At 73.4% G+C, this 26312-nt stretch carries 26 protein-coding genes and 3 pseudogenes; 15 read left to right on the plus strand and 14 right to left on the minus strand.

Annotated features, from left to right (window positions below; translation table 11 throughout):
* Window positions 1–113 precede the first annotated feature (113 nt).
* The 3 genes from ABZ919_RS05580 to ABZ919_RS05590 form a co-directional block, all read right to left on the minus strand.
* The gene (locus ABZ919_RS05580; protein ID WP_361243127.1) at window positions 114–1343 is read right to left on the minus strand and encodes a beta-ketoacyl-[acyl-carrier-protein] synthase family protein; all 1230 of its coding nucleotides are present in this window, start codon (window positions 1341–1343) and stop codon (window positions 114–116) included.
* Window positions 1343–1609, minus strand: coding sequence for an acyl carrier protein (locus ABZ919_RS05585; protein WP_361243129.1), 267 nt, complete (start codon window positions 1607–1609; stop codon window positions 1343–1345). Before ABZ919_RS05585 ends, ABZ919_RS05580 begins: the two co-directional genes overlap by 1 nt.
* A 137-nt stretch (window positions 1610–1746) precedes the next feature.
* Window positions 1747–2757, minus strand: a complete 1011-nt coding sequence (locus ABZ919_RS05590) for a beta-ketoacyl-ACP synthase III (RefSeq protein WP_361243130.1) — start codon at window positions 2755–2757, stop codon at window positions 1747–1749.
* Window positions 2758–3149: 392 nt separating this feature from the next.
* On the opposite strand from ABZ919_RS05590, the gene ABZ919_RS05595 reads away from it, so the two are divergent.
* The 9 genes and pseudogenes from ABZ919_RS05595 to ABZ919_RS05635 all read left to right on the plus strand — a co-directional run bounded on the left by ABZ919_RS05595 (window position 3150) and on the right by ABZ919_RS05635 (window position 13181).
* Window positions 3150–4127, plus strand: coding sequence for an aldo/keto reductase (locus ABZ919_RS05595; RefSeq protein WP_361243487.1), 978 nt, complete (start codon window positions 3150–3152; stop codon window positions 4125–4127).
* Between the two features lie 57 nt (window positions 4128–4184).
* Window positions 4185–4883 (plus strand): HAD family phosphatase, encoded by a 699-nt coding sequence (locus ABZ919_RS05600; protein WP_361243132.1) that lies wholly within the window; start codon window positions 4185–4187, stop codon window positions 4881–4883.
* A gap of 78 nt (window positions 4884–4961) precedes the next feature.
* On the plus strand, window positions 4962–5651 hold the full coding sequence (locus tag ABZ919_RS05605; RefSeq protein WP_361243134.1) for an HAD-IA family hydrolase: 690 nt from the start codon (window positions 4962–4964) through the stop codon (window positions 5649–5651).
* 50 nt (window positions 5652–5701) lie between these two features.
* Window positions 5702–7279, plus strand: a complete 1578-nt coding sequence (locus ABZ919_RS05610; RefSeq protein WP_361243136.1) for an MFS transporter — start codon at window positions 5702–5704, stop codon at window positions 7277–7279.
* Window positions 7280–7792: 513 nt separating this feature from the next.
* Window positions 7793–9298: pseudogene (locus tag ABZ919_RS05615) on the plus strand (AMP-binding protein); the annotation flags it as partial.
* A 257-nt stretch (window positions 9299–9555) separates the two neighbouring features.
* Window positions 9556–9666, plus strand: coding sequence for a hypothetical protein (locus ABZ919_RS05620; RefSeq protein ID WP_361243489.1), 111 nt, complete (start codon window positions 9556–9558; stop codon window positions 9664–9666).
* A 70-nt stretch (window positions 9667–9736) separates the two neighbouring features.
* Window positions 9737–10918: pseudogene (locus tag ABZ919_RS05625) on the plus strand (FAD-dependent oxidoreductase); the annotation flags it as partial.
* 146 nt (window positions 10919–11064) lie between these two features.
* A complete protein-coding gene (locus ABZ919_RS05630; protein ID WP_361243138.1) occupies window positions 11065–11892 on the plus strand; it encodes an alpha/beta fold hydrolase in 828 nt (275 codons plus the stop codon).
* Complete coding sequence (locus ABZ919_RS05635; RefSeq protein WP_361243140.1) at window positions 11889–13181, plus strand: MFS transporter; 1293 nt, start codon at window positions 11889–11891, stop codon at window positions 13179–13181. Before ABZ919_RS05630 ends, ABZ919_RS05635 begins: the two co-directional genes overlap by 4 nt.
* Before the next feature lie 75 nt (window positions 13182–13256).
* Here ABZ919_RS05635 and ABZ919_RS05640 read toward each other — a convergent pair whose 3' ends face one another.
* Complete coding sequence (locus tag ABZ919_RS05640) at window positions 13257–14273, minus strand: ScbA/BarX family gamma-butyrolactone biosynthesis protein (protein WP_361243142.1); 1017 nt, start codon at window positions 14271–14273, stop codon at window positions 13257–13259.
* Between the two features lie 291 nt (window positions 14274–14564).
* Between ABZ919_RS05640 and ABZ919_RS05645 the strand changes: the two genes are divergently transcribed.
* Genes ABZ919_RS05645 through ABZ919_RS05655 form a run of 3 tightly spaced genes read left to right on the plus strand, consistent with a single transcriptional unit; the run spans window position 14565 to window position 16164 of the window.
* Window positions 14565–14942 carry a DUF2795 domain-containing protein gene (locus ABZ919_RS05645; RefSeq protein ID WP_361243144.1) on the plus strand — a complete coding sequence of 126 codons (378 nt, stop codon included), beginning with the start codon at window positions 14565–14567 and terminating at the stop codon, window positions 14940–14942.
* Complete coding sequence (locus ABZ919_RS05650) at window positions 14939–15673, plus strand: diguanylate cyclase (RefSeq protein ID WP_361243145.1); 735 nt, start codon at window positions 14939–14941, stop codon at window positions 15671–15673. Before ABZ919_RS05645 ends, ABZ919_RS05650 begins: the two co-directional genes overlap by 4 nt.
* The gene (locus ABZ919_RS05655) at window positions 15622–16164 is read left to right on the plus strand and encodes a type 1 glutamine amidotransferase domain-containing protein (RefSeq protein ID WP_361243147.1); all 543 of its coding nucleotides are present in this window, start codon (window positions 15622–15624) and stop codon (window positions 16162–16164) included. Before ABZ919_RS05650 ends, ABZ919_RS05655 begins: the two co-directional genes overlap by 52 nt.
* A gap of 152 nt (window positions 16165–16316) precedes the next feature.
* Here ABZ919_RS05655 and ABZ919_RS05660 read toward each other — a convergent pair.
* A pseudogene (locus tag ABZ919_RS05660) lies at window positions 16317–16633 on the minus strand (DUF6158 family protein).
* Between the two features lie 175 nt (window positions 16634–16808).
* A complete protein-coding gene (locus tag ABZ919_RS05665) occupies window positions 16809–18428 on the minus strand; it encodes an ATP-binding cassette domain-containing protein (protein ID WP_361243149.1) in 1620 nt (539 codons plus the stop codon).
* Between the two features lie 129 nt (window positions 18429–18557).
* On the opposite strand from ABZ919_RS05665, the gene ABZ919_RS05670 reads away from it, so the two are divergent.
* Window positions 18558–19343, plus strand: coding sequence for an alpha/beta fold hydrolase (locus ABZ919_RS05670; RefSeq protein WP_361243151.1), 786 nt, complete (start codon window positions 18558–18560; stop codon window positions 19341–19343).
* Between the two features lie 6 nt (window positions 19344–19349).
* Here the strand turns inward: ABZ919_RS05670 and ABZ919_RS05675 are convergent, their stop codons facing one another.
* On the minus strand, window positions 19350–20006 hold the full coding sequence (locus ABZ919_RS05675; RefSeq protein WP_361243153.1) for a histidine phosphatase family protein: 657 nt from the start codon (window positions 20004–20006) through the stop codon (window positions 19350–19352).
* Between the two features lie 85 nt (window positions 20007–20091).
* Between ABZ919_RS05675 and ABZ919_RS05680 the strand changes: the two genes are divergently transcribed.
* Together ABZ919_RS05680 and ABZ919_RS05685 are read left to right on the plus strand one after the other, a co-directional pair.
* Window positions 20092–21585: a phosphatase PAP2 family protein gene (locus ABZ919_RS05680; protein ID WP_361243155.1), complete on the plus strand. Its 1494-nt coding sequence runs from the start codon at window positions 20092–20094 to the stop codon at window positions 21583–21585.
* A gap of 112 nt (window positions 21586–21697) precedes the next feature.
* On the plus strand, window positions 21698–22519 hold the full coding sequence (locus ABZ919_RS05685; protein WP_361243157.1) for a class I SAM-dependent methyltransferase: 822 nt from the start codon (window positions 21698–21700) through the stop codon (window positions 22517–22519).
* A 145-nt stretch (window positions 22520–22664) separates the two neighbouring features.
* On the opposite strand, the gene ABZ919_RS05690 is transcribed toward ABZ919_RS05685, so the two are convergent.
* Genes ABZ919_RS05690 through ABZ919_RS05720 form a run of 7 tightly spaced genes read right to left on the minus strand, consistent with a single transcriptional unit; the run spans window position 22665 to window position 26308 of the window.
* A complete protein-coding gene (locus ABZ919_RS05690) occupies window positions 22665–22946 on the minus strand; it encodes a gas vesicle protein K (RefSeq protein ID WP_361243159.1) in 282 nt (93 codons plus the stop codon).
* Window positions 22943–23131, minus strand: a complete 189-nt coding sequence (locus ABZ919_RS05695; RefSeq protein ID WP_361243161.1) for a gas vesicle protein — start codon at window positions 23129–23131, stop codon at window positions 22943–22945. Before ABZ919_RS05695 ends, ABZ919_RS05690 begins: the two co-directional genes overlap by 4 nt.
* A complete protein-coding gene (locus ABZ919_RS05700) occupies window positions 23128–23886 on the minus strand; it encodes a GvpL/GvpF family gas vesicle protein (RefSeq protein ID WP_361243163.1) in 759 nt (252 codons plus the stop codon). The genes ABZ919_RS05695 and ABZ919_RS05700 overlap by 4 nt, the downstream gene beginning before the upstream one ends.
* Window positions 23883–24218: a gas vesicle protein gene (locus tag ABZ919_RS05705; protein ID WP_361243165.1), complete on the minus strand. Its 336-nt coding sequence runs from the start codon at window positions 24216–24218 to the stop codon at window positions 23883–23885. Before ABZ919_RS05705 ends, ABZ919_RS05700 begins: the two co-directional genes overlap by 4 nt.
* Window positions 24215–25381: an SRPBCC family protein gene (locus ABZ919_RS05710; RefSeq protein ID WP_361243167.1), complete on the minus strand. Its 1167-nt coding sequence runs from the start codon at window positions 25379–25381 to the stop codon at window positions 24215–24217. Before ABZ919_RS05710 ends, ABZ919_RS05705 begins: the two co-directional genes overlap by 4 nt.
* Entirely contained in the window at window positions 25378–26049 is a 672-nt protein-coding gene (locus tag ABZ919_RS05715; RefSeq protein WP_361243169.1) for a DNA primase, read from the minus strand. Before ABZ919_RS05715 ends, ABZ919_RS05710 begins: the two co-directional genes overlap by 4 nt.
* A 1-nt stretch (window position 26050) precedes the next feature.
* Window positions 26051–26308: a gas vesicle protein GvpG gene (locus tag ABZ919_RS05720; protein ID WP_361243171.1), complete on the minus strand. Its 258-nt coding sequence runs from the start codon at window positions 26306–26308 to the stop codon at window positions 26051–26053.
* Between the last annotated feature and the right edge of the window lie 4 nt (window positions 26309–26312).

Consider the following 26312-nt stretch of genomic DNA (forward strand, 5'->3'; position numbering starts at 1 on the left):
TGGTTTTGTGGGTTGCGGGGGCGGCGGGGGGGGGGGGCGCGGGGGGCGGGGGCCCCGGCCGCGCCGCCGCCCCGCGCCGCCCGCCCCCCCCCCACGGCGCGGTTCGGCAAGGTTCAGGCCGCGGTGAAGACCAGCGCGGCGTTGTGGCCGCCGAAGCCCAGCGATGTGCTCACGGCCACGTCCACGCGGGCCGTACGGGGTTCGCCGGCGACCAGGTCCAGGTCGAGGGCCGGGTCGGGGTTCTTCAGGTTGGCCGTGGGCGGGATCACCCCGTGTTGCACGGCCAGGACCGTGTACGCGGCCTCGATCGCGCCGGCCGCGGCCAGGGCGTGGCCGGTGACCCCCTTGGTGGAGGTCACCGCGGCCCCGCCGCCGACGACCCGCCCCAGCATGGTGCCCTCGACGAGGTCGTTCATCGGCGTCGCGGTGCCGTGCGCGTTGACGTGCCGCACCTCGGACGGTGCCACCTCGGCGTCCGCGAGTGCCGCCCTCAGCGCCCGCTCGATGCCCTCGCCGTCGGGATGGGGGGCCGTCGCGTGGTGTGCGTCGGAGGCGGCCGCGTAGCCGCTGACCAGCGAGCGGATCCGGCCACCACGGGCGCGGGCGTCGGCGGCCCGCTCCAGTACCAGGACACCGGCGGCCTCGGCGGCCACGAAGCCGTCCCGTTCGGCGTCGAACGGCCTGCCCGCGTACTCGGGTTCCTGTCCGGACTTGGACAGAGCCCCCATCCGGCACAGTCCGGCCATCACCGTCGGGGTGAGCGCCGACTCGCCGGCACCGGCCAGCACGATGTCGCAGGCGCCCGCGCGCAACAGGTCCCGGGCCGTGCCGACGGCCGTGGCACCGGAGGCGCAGGCGGTGGCGGTCACCAGGCTGGGACCGCGGGCGCCGCAGTCGATGGCCACATACCCGGCGAGCATGTTCGGCATGTACTTGGTCACCAGCAACGGGGAGACCCGGGCCGGACCGTCCTCGGACAGCGTCCGGTACTGCTCCTCCAGAGTCGCGGCACCGCCCAGCGAGTTGCCGAGCACCACACCGACGCGAGTGCCGTCCCAGCTCTCGGGATCGAGGCCGGCGTCCCGGACGGCCATGCGGGAGGCCACGAGCGCGAGCTGAACGAACCGCTCCAGCTGCCAGGAGGCGAATCCGCCCAGCAGTTCCTGCGCGTCGAAGCCCGGCACCCGGCAGGAGAAGTCGGCCGACAGGTCGCCGAGGGTGTCGTCGCGCGTGGCGCAGGAGCGGCCGGTGAGAAGGCGCTCCCAGTTCTCCTCGACGCCGATCCCGGCCGGGGTCACCAGTCCGAGGCCGGTGACGGCTATGGCGTCGTTGCCGCCCGCCATCAGACCGACGCTCCCTTGGCGGCGAGCAGGCCGACGACGTCGTCCAGCGTCTGCTCCTCGGTCAGCTCGCCGTCCTCGATACGGACGCCGAACTCCTTGTCCAGGACGAGCCCGAGCTCGATGAGGACCAGCGAGTCGAAGGACAGCTCGCCCAGGGTCACGCCCGGGGTGATCGCCTCGGGCTTGACCTTGAAGTGTCCCGACAGGAGCGCCGAGATGCGCTGTGCGGCGGGCTGCGAGGCGGTGTGCTCCTGGATGTCCTGCATGGTGTGCTCCTGAGGGTGGAAAGGCGCCCGGCCGTCGGGCGGGCCGCCGTGTCGTGGGGAAAGGGTCACCGGGGCCGGCCGGAAGGCCTCCGATGACGACGTGACGGGGGCGTCGGGTGTGCACGAGGGGAGGGGCCTCAGGCCGGGAGGACCTCCGGCCACACCAGGCCCACCGACCCCCAGGTCAGACCGCCGCCGAAGCCGCCTAGCACAACCCGCTGGCCGGGAAGCAGGGTCCCGTCGCTGATCGCGTCGGCGAGTGCGAGCGGGACGGAGGCGGCCACCGTGTTGCCGACCCGTTCGATGTTGGAAGGGAAACGCTCGAGCGGCACCCCTACCCGTTCGGCGACCGCAGCGAGGATCCGGGCGTTGGCCTGGTGCAGCACGATCCGGTCGAGGTCCGCGGGCGTCCCGCCCAGCGCGGCGGCCGTCACCTCCACGGACTTGGCCATGTGCCGTACGGCCTCGGCGAAGACCGGGCGGCCCTCCATCGTGAAGTAGGTGGCCGCCTCGTCGGCGGGCAGGCCGGTGGACCGTTGCCGGGAGCCGCCGGCGGCGACCTGGATGAGGTCGCTGCGGCTGCCGTCGCTGCCCAGGTGCAGCCCCCGCAGGGCCCCGGGTTCGTCCGGGTCCCCGGCGCGCAGCACCATGGCGCCGGCCCCGTCGCCGAAGATCGCCCGGGTGGTCCGGTCGGCCGGGTCGAGGATGGTCGAGAACGTGTCCGCGCCGACGACCAGCACCGTCCGGGCGAACCCGGACGCCACCAGCCCCGCCGAGACGCCGAGGGCGTAGACGAAGCCGGTGCACACCGCGGCGACGTCGAAGGCGCAGACCTCGCCCAGCCCGAGCCGGCTCGCCACCTCCGGGGCCGTCGCCGGGCAGGGGCGGTCCGGGGTGCTGGTGGCGAGCACCACCACGTCGGCGGCGTCCGTCGCGGCGGACTTCAGCGCCCGGCGTCCCGCTTCCACGGCGAGGTCACCGGTGGCCGTACCGGGATCCACCACGTGCCGGGACGCGATCCCGGTACGGCTGCGGATCCACTCGTCGGAGGTGTCCAACTGCCGGGCGAGCGCGTCGTTGGTGACCGCGGTCGGCGGCACCCAGGCGCCGAGCCCGGCCACCACCGCCGCGCGGCCGCTCCCGCTCATCCGACTCCTCCGTCGCCGCTGCCCGGTCGCAGCCGGGCGCCGCCCCCGGCCGTCCTCAGGCCCTCGCCTGCCCTAGCGATCACTGCACACTCCTTCTCACTGCCGTGCCGTCCGCCGACCGGTGCCGGGTCGCTGATCCCGGAACCGATCGCAGAACTTCACTGTGGCAACGGCTGCTCCACTTCCGCTCACCGCACGCCCATACGCCGCTCACGTCGGGCCGTGAGTGCCAAATGAGCCCTGCGGGAGCCCGGGTTGCCACCATGGTCGAGGCACCGGCGGCCGAATCACCGGCAGTTGGCGCCCGTGGGAGCGCGCCGTGCACACGGCGACGCACCGGCCACCCGGTTCGCAAACGCGTACGAGGAGACACACCAGTGCGGCAACGCAGGATGGGTACGGACGGTCCGTCGGTATCGGCCATCGGCCTCGGCTGTATGGGCATGTCGGAGTTCTACGGCCCCACCGACGAGGCGCAGAGCCTGCGCACGCTCGAGGCGGCGCTGGATCTGGGCGTCACCCTGCTCGACACCGCCGACATGTACGGCAAGGGCCACAACGAGCGGCTCGTCGGGCGAGCGGTGGCCGGCCGCCGGGACCAGGTGGTCCTCGCCACCAAGTTCGGCATCCGGCGCGACGAACGCGACCCCCGGCAGGGCCGCCAGGTCGACTCGAGCCCCGAGTACTGCCGGCAGGCCATCGACGCCTCGCTGAAGCGGCTCGGCGTCGACCACGTGGACCTCTACTACCTCCACCGGCGCAGCCCCGACATCCCCATCGAGGAGACCGTCGGCGCCATGGCGGAACTGGTGACCGCCGGCAAGGTCCGTCACCTCGGCCTGTCGGAGGTCAGTGCCGAGACGCTGCGCAGGGCGCACGCCGTGCACCCGATCGCGGCCCTGCAGACCGAGTACTCCCTGTGGACCCGCGAGGTCGAGCAGGAGATCCTGCCCGCCGCGCGGGAACTCGGGACCGCCCTCGTGGCCTACTCACCGATCGGCCGGGGCTTCCTGACCGGGGCCATCACACGGCCCGAGGACCTGGACCCCGCCGACTTCCGGCACTCGCACCCGCGGTTCCAGGAGGAGCACCTGGAGCGCAATGCCCGGATGGTCGAGCGGCTGCGCGAGGTCGCCCGCGACGCCGGCTGCACGCCCGTCCAGCTCGCGCTCGCCTGGCTGCTGTCCCGCGGTGAGGACATCGTGCCCATCCCCGGCACCCGCCGTGAGACCTACCTGCGGGAGAACCTCGCCGCAGCCGATGTCGAACTGACCGCCGATCAGTTGGCCGCCGTCGAGGCCGCCGTCCCGCCGGGTGCCGTGTCCGGTGAGCGGTACGACCCCGCGGGCATGGCCACCGTCGGCCACTGACCGCCACCGGCACACCGAACACACCACCCCCGACGACACCCAGAAACGGAAACACCCGTGGCAGACAAGCTCCAGCAGCTGCAGCTGGCCGCCGTCAACATCGACGGCGTCCTGCTCAACGACACGTTCAGCCCCGTCATCCACAACTTCATCGTCAGCCGGGGCGGCACGTACACCGCCGATGTCGAGCGCAGCATCTTCTCCCAGCCGCAGCTGGTGGGCGGCCAGGGCATGGCCAACGCGGCCCGGATGCCCTGGACGGCGCAGGAGGCCATCGACGTCTACTTCAAGGAACGCGAGGAGTACGTCCAGGACCACCCGGTCCGGCTTCTCGACGGCGCCGTCGACCTGCTGCGCCGGCTGCGCGCGCTCGGCCTGAAGACGGTGAGCTACGGCGGTCTGGACGCCTCCCACTTCGACCGCTATCTGGGCGAGCACGCCGACCTGTTCGACGAGCCCCGCTACGTCTGCACCAACGACTTCCGCCCCGGGCTGCGCGAGATCACCACCGAGGTGTTCGGCCTCGAGTACGACCAGGTGCTCTTCATCGACGACGTGGCCCGGGTCGCAGAGGTGGCCCGCGCCCTCGACATCCCCTTCATCGGGCACCCCAGCTCCTTCGAGCACAGCTTCCAGCCGCAGCTGATGCGCGAGGCCGGCACCCGCCACATCGTCGACTCGCTGCACGCCATCGACGAGGAACTGCTGCGCACCCTCGACGCCGAGGCCGCCGCGCACGCCGTCTGGCGCGGCTGAGCCGGCGCCCCTGACGTACCGACCCGGCCCTTCCCCCGCGTCGGGTCGGTACCCTCCCCACCCGGAAGGAGCCATGCCGTGGACCGCGACACCCGCGCGCACACCGTGCTACTGGATTTCGACGGTGTGCTGAGCCTCAACGCGTCCAGCCTGCTGCTGCGAGCCCTGCACGAGGGCATCAACCGCCACACCGACCTTCCCCACGCCGCCACCGCCGCCCAGTTCAAGGCCATCAGCACCTTCCCGCAGCGCGACAGCCTGCGGGTGCTGTTCGCCGGACTCGGCATCGAGCAGCACCTCGCGGCCGAGATCGCGGCGCTGCGCTCGCTCACCTCGGTCGCCGGCATCCCGCTCACGCTCGGCCAGGGAGTGGAGGAGTTCTGCGCCGAACAGCGCGCCCACGGCGTGCGCCTGCGGGTCTTCTCCACCATGGACCGCACGACGGCGCGCCGCGCCCTGCTCGACGGTCTCTTCGAGGAGCGGGACTTCGTCTCCCTCGACCACGCCTCCAAGGCCGATCCGGACACCTACACCGCGTTGCTCGCCGCGGAGCACGAGGCGCACCCGGAACGCTGGCTGCTCGTCGACGACTCCCCGCTGGCACTGCGCGCCGCCAAGATCGCCGGACTGCGCACCGTCCTGATGCGCGGGGAGGTCTTCACCGACGCCGATGTGGCGCCGTTCGGCTCCTACATCGACGCGCGGGTCGCCTCCTTCGCCGAGCTCGGCGACGTACTGCGGTCCGGTCGGGCGGCGCTGCCCGCCTGACCGCGCCCGTCCTGCCCCCACCCCCAGGCACCGACACAGGAAGCCTCCCGATGTCCCAGACACCTGCCGAAGCAGAGCCGGCTGCCGCACGGGCCGCCACCCGAGTCGGGCCGGCCGCCGCCGACGGCGGCAAGCCCGCACCCGGCCCCACCCGCGTCCTGGCGGCCATCGCCCTGGCGGCCGTCATGCTCCCCATCTCCGTGACCGGACCCGGCGTCGCGCTCGCCGAGATGTCCGGCGCGCTGCACGCCTCGGCCGCGTCCACCCAATGGGTCCTCAACGCCTACAACGTCGCCTTCACGGCCTTCATGCTGGCCGCCGGGTCGGCCGCCGACCTGTACGGGCGGCGCCGCATGTTCCTGGCCGGCACCACCGTCTTCGCGCTGGCCTCGCTGGTGGCCGGCATCGCCCCCGCCATCGCGCTCGTGGACGGTGCCCGGTTCCTCCAGGGCATGGGCGCCGCGGCTGTCCTCACCAGCGGCTCGACCCTGCTCGCGCACACCTTCGGCGGGGCCGCGCGGGCCCGGGCCTTCGGCATCTTCGGCGCCTCGATCGGTTTCGGCCTGGCGATGGGTCCCTTCCTCTCCGGCCTGCTCGTGGGCGCGGCCTCCTGGCACGCGGTCTTCCTCGTCAACGTGGTCCTCGGCGCCGTCGTCCTCGTGCTGGCGCGGCCCCTGCCCGAGTCCCGCAACCCCGAAGCCCGGCGGATCGACAAGCCGGGCGTCGTCACCTTCACCCTCGCTCTGCTGCTGCTCGCTCTCGCCTTCGTCGAGGGGCCCTCGCACGGCTGGACCGGTCCGCAGACGCTCGGCTCGTTCGCGGGTGCCGCGGTCTTCCTCGCCGCGTTCGTCGCCGTGGAACTGCGCAGCGGCGAGCCGATGTTCGACCTGAGCCTGCTGCGCCGCCCCACCTTCGTCGCCATCATCTGGCAGCCCGTCAGCATCGTCTTCGCCTTCGCCGCGCTGCTGGTCTACCTGCCGCCCTACTTCCAGGGAGCGGGCGGTGCCGGCTCCACGATGTCCGGCGCGATGCTGCTGCCGCTCACCCTGCCGGTGTTCGTGCTGCCGCTGTTCTCCGGGGCGCTCGTCAAAAGGCTGTCGGTGCGCACCCTGCTGGCCGTCGGTCCCGCCGTGCTCGCCGTGGCCCTGCTGCTGATGACCCTCACCGACCCGGTCTCCTCGCGCACCGGAATGTACGCCGCACTGCTGCTCGCGGGCGTCGGCATCGGCCTCGCGTTCGGCGTGATGGACAACGCGGCCGTCAGTGTGGTGGAACCGGACCGCGCCGGCATGGCGTCGGGCATGTTCAACACGCTGCGCGTGGCGGGCGAGACGATAGGCGTGGCCTGCGTCGGCGGGTTGCTGCTCACCGCGACGCGGCAGCGGCTGTCCGGCGCCGGCGGACCGGACAGCGGCACGCTGGCCGACGACGTGGTGCAGGGCAGGCTGTCCTCGGTGCGCCGCAGCGGAGGGGAGAACCTGGTGCAGCGGGCCGTGCAGGGCCTCGAGCACGGCTGGAGCGTGGTGTACGTCGTCCTCGCCTGCGTCGCCTTCGCCGGTGCTGTCGCCATCTTCACCCTGGTACGCGACCGCGACCTGGAGGCGGCGACCGCGGACCAGGACGCCTGAACACCCGCGGGCGCCGGCGCGGTCCGCCGGCTTCGGCCCTCGAGCGAGGAACGACGGCGCCCGCACCGGAGGTTGTGCGGGCCCGGCAACCCTCCGGCCCCGTACGCCGAGCGGCTCACGGGGCACACGCCCCGGACGCCGGCGGGCGGTCATGAACCCGGCGGCCCTCCCGCTCGGCAGCGGCCCGGCGGCTCGAGCCGGACAGACGCACACGGCGACGGGGCGATGCCGCGGGTCCGGCGGCCTTTCGGCCGCCTACCCGCCCGGCCGCCCGCGCGGCAGCCGCAATGACCGACCGGGCGGACCGCGGGCCCCGCGCCCCACCACACCCACCACCACGCCCGGTGCCGGCCCGGCGGTCCGGGGCACACCCACACGCCGGGAGGTCCCCCGGGGCCTGGTCCGTTCCCTCCCACGTCCGGCACCGGCCCGGCGGCTCCCCGGGCACCCACCCGCACCCCGACGGCTCGGCCCCTCCCCCATGCTGCCGCGCAGCGCCGAGAAAGGACCGCGATGACCACCGCACCCTTGTCCGCGTCCACGTCCGAACACACCGACGGCCCGGCCGCCCCGGTGGCGCCGTCCGTCGCCCATGGACCCGAGTTCACCGGCGAGGGCGACCGGATCGACCGGATCGTCAGGAACTGGGCCCAGGTCACGCCCGAGGCCGTCGCGGTGGTGGACCGCGGCCGGTTGGTGACGTACCGAGAGCTGTGGTGCCGCGCCGAGGAGGTGGCCGGGGACCTCGCCGCACGGGGCGTCCGACCCGGCGACGTGATCGCCGTGCACCTGCCGCGCGGAGCGGAACTGGTGGCCACCCTGCTGGCCGTGCTCGCCCGCGACGCCGCCTACCTGGCGCTGGACGAGGAGTGGCCCCCGGCCCGCCGGGCGGAGGCCGTGCGCCGATGCGGCGCCCGCCTGCTGATCGGCCCCGAGGGGCTGCGGCCCACGGGGCACTCGCGTCCCGGGAAGCCCCTGCCCCGCGACGGGCGCCCGCCGTGTGCGGTGTTCTTCACGTCGGGAACGACGGGTTCGCCCAAGGCCGTCCTGTCGACGCATGCCGGTCTGATCCGGATCGCCCGCGACCCCCTGCTGGCCCTCGACGCCACCACGCGCATGTTCCAGACGGCGCCGGTGCCGTGGGACGCCTTCTCGCTGGAACTGTGGGCGCCTCTGGTCGTGGGCGGAAGCACGGTGCTGCACGACGGCCGGCTGCCCACCTCGGCCGACGTGCGTGCGGCGGTGGCGGCGGGCGTCAACACCCTGTTCCTGACAACCGGTCTGTTCCACGCCTTCACCGACGAGGACCCCGGTTGCTTCACCGGCCTCACCCTGCTGATGACCGGCGGCGACCGGGTCTCACCGCGCCGCATGGCCGCCTGCCGCGCCGCCCACCCCGGTCTACGGCTGCTCGACGGCTACGGGCCCGTCGAGTGCACCGTGTTCGCCACCGCCCACGAGGTGGGCTTCGCCCCCGATCCGGCCCGTGACCTGCCCGTCGGCCGTCCCATGGCGGGCACATCGGTGTACGTCCTCGACGACCGCCTGCGGACGGTGCCGCGCGGCGCCACCGGTGAGATCGCCCTGGCGGGCAGCGGACTCGCCATCGGGTACCTCGGCGATCCGGCGGGCACGGCCGACCGCTACCCCGTGCTGCCGTCCGGGCCCGGCGGCGCTCCGCTGCGCCTGTACCTGACCGGCGACCTCGGCCGTATGACCGAGGACGGTGAGCTGGAGATCCTCGGCCGGCGGGACCGGCAGCTCAAGATCCGCGGGGTACGTGTGGACCCCGCCGAGACCGAGCGCCGTCTGGAGGAGACAGCCGCCGCCGGCGTCCGGCAGGCGGTGGTCCTGCCCGTCGACGGCGGACCGGACGGCGTACACCTGGAGGCCTTCTGCGTCCCCCGGGATCCGGAGGCGGCGCCCGCACCCGAGGAGGTGCGGGCGGCGGTCGCCGCCGTGCTCCCGTCGGCTTCGGTGCCGGACCGCGTCCATCTGCTGCCCGGCCTTCCCCTGACGCCCACCGGCAAGACGGACACCCGGCGCCTGCTCGCCCTCGCGGCCGACCGGGCCACCGGCACGGACCCGCGGAACGCGTTCCCGGCGGGCGGCGACACAGCCGGCCGGCCCGCGGATCCTCACGTCACGGTCCCGGCAGACGGCCGCACCGCGCTCCGGGACAGCGTGGTGCGCCAAGCCGGGGAGCTGCTCGGCGTGACGGTCGGCGCGGACGACGACCTGTTCGAGATGGGGCCACCTCCATCACGGCGATCCGTCTGGCCGTTCGCCTCGGCCAGGAGCGGGACAGCACCGTATCCGCCGCCGCCGTCATGCGAGCGCGCACCCCCGCCCGCATCGCCGAACTCCTGGACAGCACCTCCCAGTAGGCCCGGTCCGCGGTACAGCCCCCACTCGCAGTCCGACCCCATGGAGAACCCTGTGTACGACGCGATCGTCGTCGGCGCCCGGTGCGCCGGAGCCCCCACCGCGATGCGCCTGGCCCGCGCGGGCCACCGCGTCCTGCTGCTGGAACGGGCCCGCTTCCCCCGCGACACCCTGTCCACCCACTACCTGCACCTGCCCGCCGTCGCCCGCCTCGCGGCCTGGGGCCTGCTGGACCGCCTGCGTGCCACCGGCTGCCCGCCTCTGGCCCGCAGCGTCTACGAGGTGTCCGGCGTGCGTCTGGAGGGCGCCGCCCCGCCGCACCTCGGCCAGAGCGCCGCCTACGGACCTCGCCGTCACGTGCTGGACACCCTGCTGGCGCGGGCGGCCGCCGAGTCCGGCGCCGAGCTGCGCGAGGGATGCACGGTCACCGGCCTCCTCCGGGACGAGGACGGCCGCGTCACCGGCGTCGCCTACCGGGACGCGGACGACGGCCGCACGGTGCGGGCCCGGGCCACCCTGGTGGTCGGGGCGGACGGCATGCGCTCCACCGTGGCCCGCCTGGCGCAGGCCCCGTACATCGCCCAGGACCCCAAGGCCACCTGCGCCTACTACGGCTACTGGACGGATCTGCCGGCCGACTTCGAGCTGTACGAGCGGCCGGGCAGCTGGGTCGGCGCCCTGCGGACCCACGACGACGCCACCGTGGTCGTCAGCTACTTCCCGCAGCGCCTGTTCGGACAGGTCCGCGCCGACCCGGAGGCGGCCTACCTGGACACCGTGCGCCACACCGCGCCCGGCCTGTACCGGCGCCTCGCCGACGCCCGGCGCGTGGAACGGCTCTACGGCACCGGTGACCAGCAGAACTACTTCCGCCGTGCGGCCGGACCCGGATGGGCACTGGTGGGCGACGCCGGCCACCACAAGGACTCGATCACCGCTCGCGGCATCACCGACGCCTTCTACCAGGCCGATCTGCTCGCCGACCGGGTCGACGGCCCGCTGCGCGACCCGGGCGACCGGGCGGCCCTCGACGCCGCCCTCGCCCGGTACGCACGAGAGCGCGACGAGGCACTGGACCCCGTGTACCGCTCCACGCTGATCGTCGCCCGGCTCGAGGTCCAGCGCGACCGGCTGGAACTGCTGCGGCTGATCTCCGGGGACCGGGAACTGACCGACCGCTACTTCGGCACGGTGGCGGGTGTGGTGCCCGCGGAGGACCTGTTCACGCCGGAGCTCTTGGCGGCGACCTCCTGAGGGCCGTCCGGCCCCGCCCTTTACCCGCCCTTCAGGGGCCGGCCCCTGCCGAACCCGTCCCAGGAGCCCCGCCCGGAAAGGAACCGTGACCGGCTGTGCGATCCGGCTGCCGTACCTCCCCTCCTCCCCCGTCCCACCACGCGCCGTTGCCCGCCCGGCCCGGCCCGTGGACGTCACTCCTGCGTCCCCGCACCGTGCCCCCGCGCCGCCGGCTCGTCGTCTTCCCGCACGCGGCATCCGGTCCCAACGCGTTCCTGCCCCTGCTCGCGCCGCTGCACGCGGACTGCGAACTCGTGGGCGTGACGCTCCCCGGTCGCGAGCGCCGCTTCGGTGAGGAGCCCGTGGTCGGGCTGGACGAGGTGGTGGACGGCATCGTCACCGAACTGGCGGACCGCGCCGCCCAGGACGGGCCCCGCGCGGTGCGTACCGTCTTCCACGGGCACAGCCTCGGCGCCCTGCTCGCGCTGGCCGCGGCGGGCGCCCGCCCGGACCTGTGCACCGCACTGGTGGTCTCGGCGGCGCCACCGGGCGGCGACCCGCACGCCGTACCGCACGCGCTCGACCATGCCGAGGGCCGGCGTGCTCTGCTCGAGTCCCAGGGTGTGCCCCAGGAGGTACTCGACGATCCCGGGCTGCTGGACCACGCCGACCGGCTGCTCGCCGCCGACCTGCGGCTCACCCGCGCCGCCGCGGCCGCCACCGGGGACGTCCTGCTGAGCGTTCCGGTGACCGCCCTCGCCGGTGACCGGGACCGGCTGGTGGACGCGCCCGCCGTGGCCGGCTGGGCCCGGCACACCACGGGTCCCTTCCGCCACCACGCCGTCGACGGTGACCACTGGTTCCCGTTCACCGCCCGGCACCAGGCCACGGTACGGCAGGAGCTGGCGGCCGCACTGGCGCAGCCGTCGCCGCACCCCTCACCGGACGACCGCCGGTCCACGACCGGCCCCGCCCCGATGCGAGCAGCCCGATGAGCGCCCCGTCCGGCGAGCCGAACGCCCAGCGCTCGACCCCCACCGCCACCCCACCCGCACCCGGTTCCGCCCCGCCCGTCAGGGCACCGGCGGACCGGACCGTCACCGTGCTCGCGCTCGTGCTGCTGGCGGTCAACCTGCGCCTGGTACTGGCCGGGGTGTCCCCGCTGCTGCCGGAGATCAGGCACGCCCGCGGACTGTCGACCGCCGGGTCGGGCGCCCTCACCACCGTGCCCGTGCTGTGCCTCGGCCTGCTCGCGCCCGCCGCCCCGGCGCTCGCGGCCCGCTTCGGCGCGCCACGGGTCCTGCTGGGCTGCCTGACCGGGCTCGCGGCCGGGGCCGCGCTGCGCTGCCTGCCCGGCTCCGGCTGGCTCTTCGCGGGCACCGTCCTGGCGGGTTGTTGCATCGCCGTGGCCAACGTCCTGCTGCCCAGCGTGGTGCGCGGCGCCTTCCCCGACCGCATCGGCACGCTGACCGGCGTCAGCACGATGCTCGTCAGCGGCGGAGCCGCTCTCGCGGCGGGCGGAGCGGCTGCGCTCGAGCGGACGCTGGGCGGGGACTGGCGGCCCGCTCTCGCCGTCTGGGCGGTTCCCGCGCTTGCGGCCGCTGCTCTCTGGGTGCGGCCGTCCCGCCGCACCGGCCGCCCGGCCACGCTGCCGGGGCCGGCCGGGCGGCCGCACGGCCCGTCCGCCGGCCACCGGCTCCGGCGCAGCGGCCTCGCCTGGCAGCTCACCCTCTTCATGGGGCTGCAGTCCCTGCTGGCCTACGCGCTGATGGCCTGGCTGCCGCAGTTCTACCGGGACCAGGGGGAGAGCGCAGCGGCAGCGGGCGGCGTCCTGGCCGTGCTCAGCCTGGCCAGCATCCCGAGCTCACTGCTCGTGCCGATGGTCGCCGCCCGTGTGCGCGGTCAGGCGCCGGTGGCGCTCGCGGTGGTGCTGTGCTCAGCAGCCGGGCTCACCGGTTTGCTCCTGGCACCGGTGACCGGGGCGCTGGTGTGGGCCGTTCTGCTCGGCCTGGGCCAGGGCGGGGAACTCGGCCTCGCCCTCACCCTGATCAACCTCAGGTCTTCGCACCCCGCGCAGACCGCCGCGCTGTCCGGCATGGCCCAGAGCGTGGGCTACTGCCTGGCGGCCTGCGGTCCGCTGTCCCTGGGTGTGCTGCACGACGCCACGGGCGGCTGGACCTGGCCCCTGACGGCCCTGCTGCTGCTCACGCTCCCCCTGACGGTGACAGGCATGGGGGCGGGCCGATCGCCCGCCACACGGTCCGCAGCGCGTCTGCCCCGGTGATCCGCCGCCGCGTCCGGGAGGTGAGCCGGGCGCGGCCGGGGCCACGGAACCGTCACCGGTCCGCCACCGCCTCCCTCATTCCCCGGTGCCGTCCCCGGCGCGCTCCAGCGAGAACACGGCCTGCGCCACATCGCGGCCGGCCTGCTCGAAGCCGATCCGGACGGTCGGCCGCCCGGGCGTCTCCTCGCCCTCCGGCCGGTGGGCGCGCACGGTCAGCGGCTCGTCGAGCTCGGCGTACGCACCGAACGACGCACGCAGTCCCCCGACCCTCCACCGGTCCGGGCCGTCACCGGTGAACGTCCGGGCCGACAGCAGGGCCGCCTGCCGCCCCGCCTCCATGAGCACCATGCCCGGCACATGGTCCTGCGGATGGTCGAACAGGCTCGGATGCCCGCCCGCCACGCGCAGCCGTGCGGTCACCGCGTCCTCGGTGCGCACGGGGTCGAGCAGCACCACGTTCTCGGGCCGCCCACGCCCCACGTGCCCCGGCTCCACAAGGCCCGAGCTCTCCACCCCGCGGTACGACTCCGACGTCGGCGCCGTGCCGGCGGCGCGGCCGCGGAGCTTCGCGTAGACGCCCTCGGTCACATACTTCACCCGCATGGTCACTTCGCCCAGGGTGCGCCCTGATGCCGACACCCGCATGCGATAGCCGAGTCCGCGCAGCGTTCCGGCGATCCACTGCGCGTCCTGCGTCCCTGCCTCGATGATCACCGGCACCGGGCCGCCCGCCGCCGGCGTCCGAGCCGCGTCCGACAGGGTCATCGACCACTCCTGCAGCACGAACTTCGTACCGAGCGGCGCACCGAAATGTGTGTGCACGGCGTGGGTCTCCGCCTGGCGGCAGCACTCGAGCAGCAGCAGCGGGTCGACGGCCGGCGGGGTGATGTGGTCGGTGTAGTAGGCGTGGGACGGCGGCAGTTGGGCGGCGGCGACGAAGCGGTGCTCGTCCACGCGCGCGCTGTCCGTGAGGAACACCTCGGACAGGGCGTGCCGGTGGACGAGGCCACGTGGCACGGTCCGCTCGAACGTGAGCGGGGCCGGCACCGCCCCGGTGGCTGCTGATCCGGCCGGTTCGGTCACTACGGTCATCCGGCTCCCCTTTCGCTTGGCACTCGCCGGGATTCACTGGGCCCACACGAGGCCCTCCGGCCCGCCACGCTCCCAGCCGCGTCTAACGCCCGCCTCACGCCCGCGTCACGCCGTCCGCGCCTCCACGTCGACCGCGGGCTGTTATGCGTCGGCCCTACCGGGTACGCGTCTGCCCACGGAACGGTTCAGCGCGCAGGCGGGAGGTCGCGCATGCGCGGAAAAGAGTTCCGCCCCAGGTCACAGGCTTGGCCACTGGACTCTTTCGCGTCGTTCAACACCCTGGAGGAAGACATGCAGCGAGGCAGTGACCGGCTGAGCGTCCACCGGGACGACGAGATGAAACACGAGCTGAAGGGACTGCTGAGGTCCGGGCATCCGACACGCGCAGAGGAGTGGCACGATCCGGAGCCGGCCGCGGACGACGATCCGGAGGTGTGGAGCGGGCCCGTGGGCGGCCTGGGGTCGCCGGCGTCGCTGGAACGGGTGCGCTCGGAGCTGGCCCGCACCCTGAGCCGCGGCTCGTTCCCGGCGACCGCCCGGGACGTGGCCCGGATTCTGCGCCGGCAGAACGCGCCGGGCACGCTGGTCGACTCGGTGGCGGCACTGCCGCACTCGGCGCGTTACGAGAACGTGCAGCAGCTGGCCGAGGCGCTGGTGGGGGGCGCATGAGCCGGGGCCAGGCGGCCGCTCTCGCGAACGGGGCCGGCGTGGACGTCGAGGAGGCGACCACACGGTTCCTGCTGTACGGCCTGCTGCCCGGCTGGTTCGTGCCCGGACTCGCGGACTGGGTGATGCACCGGCGCACCCGGATCGAGGACACCTCGGGGACGAAGGAGTCCGCGATCCACGCGCTGATGATGGCGGAGGTGGGTCTGCCGATCGCGCTGACCCTGCGCTACCGGATCAATCCGCTGCTGCTGAGCCTGCAGCTCGGCGCCGCGGCGGTGCACGAGGCGACGGCGCTGTGGGACGTGCGGACGGCCGTCGACAGCGACCGGGAGGTCAAGCCGGTCGAGCAGCACATCCACAGCTTCCTGGAGTCGCTGCCGTTCGGCGGGATCGCCTCGCTGATGTGCCTGCACGCCGACCAGGTGCGGTCACTGCTGCGTGGCGGGCGCGGCGATCCTGACGCCTGGCGGCTGCTGCCGCGTCGGCGCCCGTTGTCGCCCGGCTATCTGGCCGGCATCGGTGCGGCGATCGGGCTGTGCGTGCTGCTGCCGTACGGCGAGGAGCTGCTGCGCTGCGGGCGGACGGCCCGGGGGCGCAGGGGCCGCGCGCGGGCCGAGCGGGGCGTCCCCGAGGCCGCGAAGGGAGAGCCGGGAGAGAGCCGGAAGGAGAGTGTGAAGTCATGCGTATCGCGTTTCTCATGGCGCCCGAGGGTGTCGAGCAGGTCGAGCTGACCGAGCCGTGGAAGGCCGCCTCCGACGCCGGGCACGAGCCGGTGCTGGTGTCGACGGAGCCGGGGAAGGTCCAGGCGTTCAACCATCTGGACAAGGCGGACACGTTCGATGTGAACGAGGTGGTCGGCGAGGCTTCGGCGGGGTCGTTCGGCGGGCTGGTGCTGCCCGGCGGGGTGGCCAATCCGGACTTTCTGCGGATGGATGACAAGGCCGTGGCGTTCGTGAAGGACTTCTTCGACCAGGGCCGGCCGGTCGCGGCGATCTGCCACGGCCCGTGGGTGCTGGTGGAGGCGGACGTCGTACGCGGCCGGGTGCTGACGTCGTGGCCGAGTCTGCGGACGGACATCCGCAACGCGGGCGGCACCTGGGTGGACGAGCGGGTGAAGATCTGCGACCACGGCTCCAACCAGCTGATCACGAGCCGGAAGCCGGACGATCTGAAGGCGTTCTGCGACGCGTTCCTGCACGTGTTCGCCGGAGAGGCCGGCTGACCGGCCCGAGCACGGCGCCCGGCGGAGGGCCGGCCCAGGCGGGCCGGCCCTTCTCGTGCGCCCGGGCCGCCGGGTCCGACCCCCCGGTTCCCCGGGGCCGCACGGACCGCTTCCTCACCTGCCGGCTCTGCGGACCCGGGCCGCTCCTCGGGTCAGGTGCCGGACGCCTCCGGAGTCGCCGCCTCGCCGCACCGCCGGTCACGGGCGCCCTCACGGGTACGGGCCGCGCTGACCACGCGGCGCGGGTTGCGGCGCAGGTACTCGCCCTCCAGCTGCGCCATGCGCTCGTTGTGGGTCCGCAGTGCGTCGTTCGAGCCGTACAGGAGGGTGTCGTGGCGCGTGCGGTGGATCGTCTCGAGTTCCTTCATGAGCTGCTGGTCGTCCAGCCGGCTGGGGTCGACTCCGGTCATGTGGTGCCCCGCTCGTCGTGTCCGTGTCCTGGTCCCGGCCCGGGTACCCCGCCCGGCACGTACTGCCCCGAGCGGTTTCCGGGGGGAATCCATGGAGCTCGCGTTCCTGAGTCCACTGTACGAACATCCGGGGTCCTGGGCCTCCGCATGGGTCGGCCCGGCCCCGACGAGGGGTGAGACCGCTGCTGGACCTGACCGGCCCGCCGGGCGGACGACGGGAGTTCTACGGCAGGCCTAGCGGGCGCGCTCGACGCGGCGTTCGTCCCAGACCGGTTCCGGGGTCTCGCGGACGCGGCCGTCGCTGCCGAAGACCAGATAGCGGTCGAAGGAGCGGGCGAACCAGCGGTCGTGGGTGACCGCGAGGACCGTGCCGTCGAACGCCTCCAGCCCTTCCTGCAGGGCCTCGGCCGACTCCAGGTCGAGGTTGTCGGTCGGCTCGTCCAGCAGCAGTGCGGTGGCGCCCTCCAGTTCCAGCAGCAGGATCTGGAAGCGGGCCTGCTGGCCGCCGGAGAGCCGGTCGAAGGCCTGCTCGGCCTGCTGGGTCAGCTCGTAACGGCGCAGCCGGGACATGGCGGCCCCGCGGTCCTGGGAGTGTTCCTTCCACAGGATGTCGAGCAGGGTCCGGCCCTGGAGTCCGGGATGGGAATGGGTCTGCGCGAAGTGCCCGGGTACGACGCGGGCGCCCAGCTTCCACTCCCCCGTGTGCGCCACGTCCTCACCGGCGAGCAGGCGCAGGAAGTGCGACTTGCCGGAGCCGTTGGAGCCGAGGACGGCGACCCGCTCGCCGTAGAAGACCTCCAGGTCGAAGGGTTTCATCAGGCCGGTCAGTTCGAGTCCCTTGCAGGTGACGGCTCGCACGCCGGTACGGCCGCCCTTCAGGCGCATGCTGATGTCCTGCTCGCGCGGCGGCTCCGGGGGCGGCCCCGCCTCCTCGAACTTGCGCAGGCGGGTCTGGGCGGCGGCGTACCGGGAGGCCAGCTCATGGCTGACGGAGGCGGCCTGGCGGAGGTTCAGGACGAGCTTCTTCAGCTGGGCGTGCTTCTCGTCCCAGCGGCGGCGCAGCTCCTCGAAGCGGGCGAAGCGTTCCCGGCGGGCCTCGTGGTAGGTGGCGAAGCCGCCGCCGTGCACCCAGGCGTCGGCGCCGGCCGGTCCGGGCTCCACGGAGACGATCTTCTCGGCGGCGCGGGCCAGGAGTTCCCGGTCGTGGGAGACGAACAGGACCGTCTTCCGCGTCTCGCCGAGCTGCTCCTCCAGCCACCGTTTGCCGGGCACGTCCAGGTAGTTGTCCGGCTCGTCCAGCAGCAGTACCTCGTCGGTGCCGCGCAGCAGCGCCTCCAGGACCAGGCGTTTCTGCTCGCCGCCGGAGAGGGTGCGCACCTGCCGCCACTGGGCACGCTCGTAGGGCATGCCCAGAGCGGCGGTGGTGCAGATGTCCCACAGGGTCTCGGACTCGTAGCCGCGCACCTCCGCCCAGTCGGCGAGGGCCTGCGCGTACGCCAGCTGGGCGGCCTCGTCGTCGACGGTCATGATGGCGTGCTCGGCCTCGTCGACGGCCCGGGCGGCCTCGCGGATGCGGGGCGGGGCGACGGAGACGAGCAGGTCCCGCACGGTCGTCTCGTCGCGCACGGAGCCCACGAACTGGCGCATCACACCGAGGCCGCCGCTGACGGTGACGGTGCCGGCGTGCGGCTTCAGCTCGCCGGAGATCAGCCGGAGCAGGGTGGTCTTGCCGGCACCGTTGGGGCCCACCAGGGCGACGGCGGCGCCTTCGCCGACCCGGAAGGACACGTCCCCCAGCAGGGTCCTCCCGTCGGGGAGGTGGTACTCGAGGTGCGCGGCTTCCAGATGTCCCATGAGGCGGCATTCTCCGGGGCGGCCTCCCTGCGGGCAAACCGTTATCCGGCGGTCATGCGGTGGCACCGGTCATGGAACGGCACCGGTTATGGGGTGGCACGTGCGCCGGGATGCTGTGATCATCTGCGGATGCTCGCCTACTCCGATGACCGCGGTCACCTCTCCTACGACGTGGCGGGGGACGGACCTCCCGTCGTCCTCGTGCACGCCGGTGTCGCCGACCACCGTATGTGGGACGACGTCGTGCCGTCCCTCGCCGCGCGGCACACCGTCATCCGCTACGACCTGCGCGGCTTCGGTGAGTCCGCGGCCCCGACCGGACCGTACGGCGACGCCGACGACCTGCGCCGCCTGCTGGACCACCTCGGGCACGAACGCGCCAGGCTCGTGGGCGCCTCCTGGGGCGGGCGCGTGGCTCTGGACCTCGCCCTCACCGCCCCGGACCGGCTGCACTCCCTGGCGCTGCTCGCGCCGCCATGGCCCGGATACGACTGGTCCGCGGAGATGATCGCGTACGACGAGGCGGAGACCGCGGCCCTGGCCGCGGGCGACCTGGACGCCGCCGTCCGCGTCAACCTGGACATGTGGCTGCGCGGACCGGCGCGGGAGTGGGAGGACGTCGCTGCCGGCCTGGCCGACCGGCTCCGTGGCCCGATGCGGGCGTCGCTGGTGAACCAGGACGTCGTGGCGGAGCATTCCCAGGGCCCCGCGACCGGCGACCTGGCCGCCGTCCGCGTCCCCACCCTGGTCGGCATCGGCAACCTGGACGTCCCCGACTTCCAGGACATCGGCCGGCGGTACGCCGCCGCGATTCCCGGCGCCTGCCTGGCCGAGTTCCCCGCCGCAGGTCACCTGATCGCGGTGGACGCGCCCACCGACCTCGTCTCGGTCCTGCTCCCGTTCCTCGAGCGTTAGCGCCCGCTATCCGGCCGCCTGGACCGGCTCCCCCGCCGGGCCGCCCTCCCCGGCCGGCTCCACCGTGGCGCCCTCCCACGCCAGGGCCTTCCACCCGTCGGACGGCGAGCCCTCCAGGACGATCACGCCGGTGTTGGCCAAGGGGCGGGCGGCGGCGAAGGCGACGTCGACGTTGTCGGCGCGGGCCGCGGTCCACACGCGGATCGCGGCGCCGTGGCTGATCATCGCGACGGTGCGGGCGCCGCTCGCGGCGGCCTCGGCCACCACGGCGTCGTACCGGGCCAGGGCCTCCGCGCCGCTCTCTCCGCCCGGAACGCGCAGCGCGGTGTCGCCGGCCGCCCACGCGAACACCGTGCGCAGGTACTCCCGGCCCTCGGGGGTTGCGCCGGGCAGCATCTCCAGGTCGCCGGCGGACAGCTCGCGGATGCCGTCGCGGACGATCAAGGGGAGGCCGCGGGCGGCGGCCAGCGGGGCGGCGGTGAGCTGGGTGCGCAGCAGGGTGGAGGCGTAGAGGGCCTCGATGTCCTCGTCGGCGAGTGCCCCGGGCAGTGCGGCGGCCTGTGCCTCGCCGAGCGCGGTCAGCGCCGGGCCCGGTACGGCGGTGTCCAGCAGATGGTCCACGTTGGACGGGGTCTCACCGTGTCGGACGAGGAGGAGGCGCATCCGGGGGATCTCCTTACCGGCCGGCCGGGCGCCCGCCGCAGCGGGCGGGCACAAGAAACGGGTACTTCAGGGTAACCGGACCAGCATGAGCCCAGATCTGGACCTGACGGCCCGCACGACCGGCCGCAACCCCCTGTGCCGGCTGCTCGATGCGGACGGCCGCTTGTTCGAGGCTGCCGCCGCCTGGCACTGGCCGGGCGCCGAGCGGTTGCTGCCCCGCCTCAGCCGCAGCGCGAACCACGGGGTGCTGTGGTTCGCGACGGCCGCCGCGATGGCGGCGGTCCGCACCCCGAGGGCCCGTCGGGCGGCCGCCCGGGGCTTGGCCTCTCTGACCGTGGCCTCGCTGGCCATCAACACGATCGGCAAGCGCTCGGTGCGCCGCGCGCGGCCGGTGCTGGACCCGGTTCCGCTGGTGCGGCAGCTGAAGCGGCAGCCGATCACTACCTCCTTCCCGTCCGGGCACGCCGCGTCGGCCGCCGCGTTCGCGACGGGGGTCGCGCTGGAGTCCCCGGCGTGGGGCGCGGCGGTGGCGCCGGTGGCGTTCTCGGTGGCGGCCTCCCGGGTCTACACGGGTGTGCACTTCCCGAGCGATGTACTGGCCGGGGCGGCGCTCGGGGCGGGCGCGGCCTTCCTGGTGCGGCGGCTGATGCCGACCCGCGCGCAGGTGCGGCGCCCGGCCCGGGTGCGTGCGGAGGCGCCCGCGCTGCCGGAGGGCGAGGGTCTGGTGGTGGTCGCCAACCGGGACTCGGGCACCGCGGACCGGGTCCGTGCGCTGCAGGGCGCGCTGCCGAAGGCGGAGATCGTCGAGTGCGCGGCGGAGGAGGTGGGTGACGAGCTGGCGAAGGCGGCGGCCCGCGCACGGGTGCTGGGTGTGTGCGGAGGCGACGGCACGGTGAACGCGGCCGCCGGGATCGCGCTCCGGCACGGGCTGCCGCTCGCGGTGCTGCCCGGCGGCACCCTCAACCACTTCGCCCTGGACCTGGGCGTGGAGGACGAGCGCGATCTGGCTCGTGCGGTGCGGCACGGCGAGGCGGTCCTGGTGGACGCGGGCCGCTATGCGGGCGACTGCGGTGAGGGCCTGTTCCTGAACACGCTCAGCCTGGGTGTCTACCCGGAACTGGTCCGTGTGCGGGAGAGCTGGTCGCACCGGATCGGCGGCTGGCCGGCCGGGCTGCTGGGCGCGCTGCGGGTGCTGCGCGCGGACCGGCATCCGCTGGAGGTGGAGGTCGGCGGGGAACGATGGCCGCTGTGGCTGCTGTTCGTCGGCAACGGCGTCTACCACCGTATGGGGCTGGCTCCGGGCCGTCGTACCGATCTCGCGGACGGGCTGCTGGACGTGCGGGTGGTGCACGGCAGCCGCCGGCCCGCGCTGCGGCTGCTGGCGGCTGCCGCGGCCGGTCCTCTGACCCGTTCCCCGGCACACGCGGCGGTGCAGGTCGACCGGCTCCGGCTGACCGGTCTCGCGCCGGGCACCCCGCTGGCGTACGACGGTGAGGTGACGTCCGTGTCGGGCGAGGTGACCGTGGAGAAGCTGCCGCAGGCGCTGACGGTCTACCGTCCGGTGCGCACGGTCTTCTGACGCACCGCCGGGACACCCACGAGATCCAACATGTGAAACACCGGTCTCATTATTCGGCCTGCGCGCGTACGGTGAGGTGCACCACCGGCGCCGAGGGTCGAAGGGGAAAGTCATGCCGAAAGCGCAGGAGACCGCCGTCTACACGCACGGGCACCACGAGTCGGTGCTGCGGTCGCACCTCTGGCGGACCGCCGAGAACTCCGCGGCCTATCTGCTCGGCTCCCTGAAGCCCCACATGAGGATCCTCGACATCGGCTGCGGGCCGGGCACCATCACGGCCGACCTGGCCGAACGGGTCCCGGACGGCCGGGTCACCGGCGTCGACCACGCGCCCGGCATCCTGGAACAGGCCCGGGCCACCGCCGCCGGGCGCGGGCTGACCAACGTGGACTTCGCGGTCGCCGACGTGCACGCCCTGGACTTTCCGGACGACTCCTTCTGCGTGGTCCACGCCCACCAGGTGCTGCAGCACGTCGGCGACCCGGTGCAGGCGCTGCGCGAGATGCACCGGGTGACCAAGCCGGGCGGGTACATCGCCGTACGCGACGCGGACTACGCGGCCATGACCTGGTACCCGGAGGTGCCCGGGCTGGACGACTGGCTGGACCTGTACGAGCGGGTCGCCCGCGCCAACGGGGGCGAGCCCGACGCCGGGCGCCGGCTGAAGTCGTGGGCGCTGGCCGCGGGGCTGGCCGACATCACCGCCACCTCAAGCAACTGGACGTTCGCCACGCCCGAGGAACGGTCCTGGTGGAGCGGGCTGTGGGCGGACCGCACCCTGGCCTCCGCGTACGCCGACCGGGCCACGCGGGGCGGGCACGCGACGGGGGACGAGTTGCGGGCCGTGTCCGAGGCGTGGCGGGCGTGGGGCCGGAGCGAGGACGGCTGGTTCGCGGTCCTGCACGGGGAGATTCTGTGCCGTAAAGAACCCTGATCCGCGGAATCCGGGAAACCCTGCCGGCAGGAGGTCGGCGACTGTGGTTCCCATTCTGCTGGTACTGCTTCTGGCACTCATACCGGTGGTGACGTGAGCCGGCCGGCCACCGTGAGCCGGTGGCGGGCCGGCCGGCCACCGTGCGCTAGTCGCGGGGAAGCAGCGGTCCGAGCGGCCCGAGGTCCAGGTTGAGGTCCTCGGGCCGCAGTCCGTAGCGCTCGCGCAGCTCGGCCATGCGGTCCTCCAGGAGCATCAGGGTGAGCCCGATCCGCTCCTCCTGCTCCTCGGTCAGGTCGCCGGTGTCGAAGCGGCGCACGGCCTGCCGCTCCATCAGCTGCCGGAGCAGTTCCACCACCGTGAGCACGAGTTTCACCAGGTCGCGCTCGACCGTGTCGGGTTCCAGGTCGAGCCGGTTGCGGGGGGTCACACGATCTCCTCGAAGGGCGAGGGGACGGACGCGTTCACCGAGCTGATCAGCGCGTTCAGATCGATACGGACCAGGTCGACGTCCGCGATGCGCAGCGTGATGTCGCCGGTGATCACGACTCCGCCGGCGAGCAGCCGGTCGAGCAGGTCGACGAGTGCGATCTCGCGCCGTTCGATGACGGTCACGACGCCTCCCCCGTAAACGAATAGGCGGCCCAGGGGCCGGTGAGTTCCACCCGAATTCCGGGCGCCTCGTCCTTTGTGCGATCCACCAGTTCCACAAATTCCTCGGAATGCGCACGGGGTACCAGATAAGCAGCGTTCAAAATGTTCCGGCCGGCCGCGGTGGAAAGCGCGGAATTCTGCGGGGCGTGCAGCCGGGAATCCTCCGCGTGCCGGGACAGCCGCTCGTGCAGCGAGTGGGCGAACGCCTCGGCGTGCTGCCACTGCTCCTCCTGCGCGTGCGTACTCTCGCGGCGCCGGCGCAGATAGTCCCGGCCGCTCGCCGGCTTCGCGGGGGCGGCGGGGGCCGGCTCGGCGGGCTCGGCCTCCAGGTACAGCTTCACGCCCCACTCCACCCGGCCGTCCAGCCGGTCCAGGGTGCGGCAGAAGTCCTCCTCACGGGCCTCGATCATGGAGCGCACCCCACTGTCGTCGCGGAAGACGGTCGCCAGACGGAGCGGCAGCGGGGTGGTGACCGTGGTGAGTGCGTCGATCACGCCTTGGTGGGCACGGGCGGTCGCGGACAGCCAGTCCAGGTCCTCCAGGTGCGACTTCAGCGCCTCCTCGCAGAAGTCGGCCGCAGGTACCTGACTGACGACCGCGACCAGCCCGTGGTGGCGCAGCAACGCCGGCGGGGCGCCCCCGACGCCCGTGAGCTGGGACTGCAGGGGTGTCCCGAAGGGGCGGCAGACGGCGTAGACGTAGCGCAGTCCGGTCATGGTGCCTCCTTCGGCGCACGGCCCGGCTCCAGCTCCTCCAGCCGGGCCAGCCGCTCTCTCAGCTCGGCGTTCTCCCGGGTCAGCTCGTCGCGGCGGGCACGGGAGGAGAGGGCCGGGTCGCTCTCCCACCAGTCGATCCCCATCTCCTTGGCCTTGTCCACCGAGGCGACGATGAGCCGCAGCTTGACGGTGAGCAGTTCGATGTCGAGCAGATTGATCCGGATGTCACCCGCGATCACCACACCCTTGTCGAGCACGCGCTCCAGGATGTCGGCGAGGTTGGCTCCGCTGCTGTGACCGTACGGCTCGGGGAACCGGCTGGGCGTCGTCATCGACGACTCCCGCGCCCGGCGTACTCCGGCTCGTCCTCCTCGTCCTCGTACTCCTCCTCGTCCTCGCGCTCGGGCTCGCCCTCGTCCTCGGGTTCGTCCGCGCCCTCAGGTTCTTCCTCGTCCTCGTACGGCCCCTCTTCCTCGTCCTCGTACTCCTCGGGCTCCTCGGACTCCTCCTCTTCGCCTTCCCCCTCCTCGTTCTCGTCCTCGTACCCCTCGGGCTCCTCCTCGTTCTCGTCCCGGGGCTCCTCGGACTCCTCCTGCGCCTCGGACTCCTCCTCCGCAAGGGCGTCCTCGTGACTGCGGACCACCTCGCCGTCGCGGATCTCGCCGCGCCAGCCGTCATCCGCCTCGGCCTTGAAGGTGATGTGGCGGGCGAAGTGCTTCAGATCCAGCCTGACCCGGCGGCCCTGGGCGCGCCAGATGTTGCCGGTCTTCTCGAAGAGACCGCTCGGGTAGTACTCGATGACCAGCAGGATCCGGGTCAGGTTCTCTTCGAGGGCGTGGAAGGTGACGACGCCCTTGGTGGTGCCCTTGGCGCCCTCGGACGTCCACTGGATGCGCTGGTCGGGGACCTGCTCGGTGGTGTGCGCCTTCCAGCTGCGGTTGGACCAGAAGATCTTCGCCTGCCAGTCCGAATGCGTGTCGTCGGCGCGGCTCGCGCTCTTGACGCCCTTGGCGAAGGTGGAGAAGTCCTGGTACTGGGTCCACTGGTCGTAAGCCGTGCGCAGCGGCACTCCGACGTCGACGGACTCCATGATGACCGTGGGTTTGTTGCCTCCGCCGCCCTTCTTTCTCCCCTTGCCGCCCCCGAGGTTCTTGACCGCGCCCATGACGCTGTCCTTGGCGCGGGAGGCGCCGAGTTCCAGGGCGGAGCGCACCGGCCCCTTGCCCTCGGCGAGCTTGCGGCCACCCTCCAGAGCCAGCTTGGCGAAGCCCGGGCTGTTGCCCTCGGCTATGTCGTTGAGCTTCAGGGTGGTCTCGCCCAGCTTGCGTCCCAGGCCGGTGAGCAGCTTCGTGGCCTGCGCGGCGAGGTATTCCTGCGCCTCGGCCTTGAGCCGGTCGGCGGCCTCGCTGTGGGCCAGGTCAGCCAGCGGATTCTCCTTGGCCGCGCCCGCGGCCTTGTCGGCCGCGGAGGTGGCCGATCCGAGGGTCTCGGTCATCGGTCATCGCCGTCCTTCGACTGCCGGGACTCGCCACCGCGGGCGGCGCCGCCGACGGCGGTCGTCGTCCTGGCAGCCTTCTTCCGGGCCGTACTCGTCTTCTTGGCGGCCGCTTTCTTGCCGGGGGCCGCCTTCTTCGCCGGGGCCTTGCCGCCTCCGGCCTTCTTGGCGGGAGCCTTCTTCGCCGGGGCCTTCCCGGCGGGCTTGCGGCCGCGCTGCTCGCCCTCGCGGTCGTCGGCTCCGTCCTCGTCCTCGCGGTCCTCGCGGCGCCGGTCCGCCCGGTCCTCGTGATCGTCGTCGTAGGCGTCCTCGTCGTCGCGGTCGTCCCGCTCGCCGGAGTCCGTGGGCAGCCCGCCGGAGAGCTGGTCGCGGACCTGCTCGGTACGCCCGTGCAGCCGGTCGGCGAGGGAGTTCATCTGCCGTTCGACCATGGCGCCGGAGGCGGCCTTGCCGACCCCCCTCAGATCCTGGCGCAGCTGGTCGCCGATCTCCTTGAACTGCGGGTTGTTCTTCAGCTGCTGGTTCACCAGATCGGCGACCATGCGCGGGCTGAGGTTGAGCTTCTTGCCGGCCACCAGGGAGCCGACCGCGAGCGCCATTTTCAGCTTCTTCGTGCGTCCCAGAAAGTATCCGGCCCCTACGGCGAGGCCCAGTGCGGTTCGGTTCATGTCACGTCCCGTTACCTGTCGTGTCGCCGGAGCGCAGCGCGATCTCCAGCCGGTCGAGCAGTTCGTCCTCCTGCCGGTCGAACTCCTCCTCAGTGATCTCGCCCGCCTCCAACTTCTCCTCGAGGCGGGCGAGTTCGGCCCTGACGGTGGCGGGGTCGTAGTAGATCCGTTCCGCCTCGCGGAGTACCTGTCTGATGGCCCAGGCGCTGCCGCGCACGGGGGCGAACGGCAGCATCAGCACCTCACCGATCAGTCCCACGGTG

The sequence above is a fragment of the Streptomyces sp. NPDC046759 genome, assembly GCF_040645475.1.
Classification (GTDB): Bacteria; Actinomycetota; Actinomycetes; order Streptomycetales; family Streptomycetaceae; genus Streptomyces.

Bases quoted from the DNA above. Each gene is read 5' to 3' on its own strand.
- ABZ919_RS05580 (WP_361243127.1), bottom strand. From the start codon at position 1,343: ATGGCGGGCGGCAACGACGCCATAGCCGTCACCGGCCTCGGACTGGTG.
- ABZ919_RS05585 (WP_361243129.1), bottom strand. From the start codon at position 1,609: ATGCAGGACATCCAGGAGCACACCGCCTCGCAGCCCGCCGCACAGCGC.
- ABZ919_RS05590 (WP_361243130.1), bottom strand. From the start codon at position 2,757: ATGAGCGGGAGCGGCCGCGCGGCGGTGGTGGCCGGGCTCGGCGCCTGG.
- ABZ919_RS05595 (WP_361243487.1), top strand. From the start codon at position 3,150: ATGGGTACGGACGGTCCGTCGGTATCGGCCATCGGCCTCGGCTGTATG.
- ABZ919_RS05610 (WP_361243136.1), top strand. From the start codon at position 5,702: ATGTCCCAGACACCTGCCGAAGCAGAGCCGGCTGCCGCACGGGCCGCC.
- ABZ919_RS05635 (WP_361243140.1), top strand. From the start codon at position 11,889: ATGAGCGCCCCGTCCGGCGAGCCGAACGCCCAGCGCTCGACCCCCACC.
- ABZ919_RS05640 (WP_361243142.1), bottom strand. From the start codon at position 14,273: ATGACCGTAGTGACCGAACCGGCCGGATCAGCAGCCACCGGGGCGGTG.
- ABZ919_RS05645 (WP_361243144.1), top strand. From the start codon at position 14,565: ATGCAGCGAGGCAGTGACCGGCTGAGCGTCCACCGGGACGACGAGATG.
- ABZ919_RS05650 (WP_361243145.1), top strand. From the start codon at position 14,939: ATGAGCCGGGGCCAGGCGGCCGCTCTCGCGAACGGGGCCGGCGTGGAC.
- ABZ919_RS05655 (WP_361243147.1), top strand. From the start codon at position 15,622: ATGCGTATCGCGTTTCTCATGGCGCCCGAGGGTGTCGAGCAGGTCGAG.
- ABZ919_RS05665 (WP_361243149.1), bottom strand. From the start codon at position 18,428: ATGGGACATCTGGAAGCCGCGCACCTCGAGTACCACCTCCCCGACGGG.
- ABZ919_RS05670 (WP_361243151.1), top strand. From the start codon at position 18,558: ATGCTCGCCTACTCCGATGACCGCGGTCACCTCTCCTACGACGTGGCG.
- ABZ919_RS05675 (WP_361243153.1), bottom strand. From the start codon at position 20,006: ATGCGCCTCCTCCTCGTCCGACACGGTGAGACCCCGTCCAACGTGGAC.
- ABZ919_RS05680 (WP_361243155.1), top strand. From the start codon at position 20,092: ATGAGCCCAGATCTGGACCTGACGGCCCGCACGACCGGCCGCAACCCC.
- ABZ919_RS05685 (WP_361243157.1), top strand. From the start codon at position 21,698: ATGCCGAAAGCGCAGGAGACCGCCGTCTACACGCACGGGCACCACGAG.
- ABZ919_RS05700 (WP_361243163.1), bottom strand. From the start codon at position 23,886: ATGACCGGACTGCGCTACGTCTACGCCGTCTGCCGCCCCTTCGGGACA.
- ABZ919_RS05705 (WP_361243165.1), bottom strand. From the start codon at position 24,218: ATGACGACGCCCAGCCGGTTCCCCGAGCCGTACGGTCACAGCAGCGGA.
- ABZ919_RS05710 (WP_361243167.1), bottom strand. From the start codon at position 25,381: ATGACCGAGACCCTCGGATCGGCCACCTCCGCGGCCGACAAGGCCGCG.
- ABZ919_RS05715 (WP_361243169.1), bottom strand. From the start codon at position 26,049: ATGAACCGAACCGCACTGGGCCTCGCCGTAGGGGCCGGATACTTTCTG.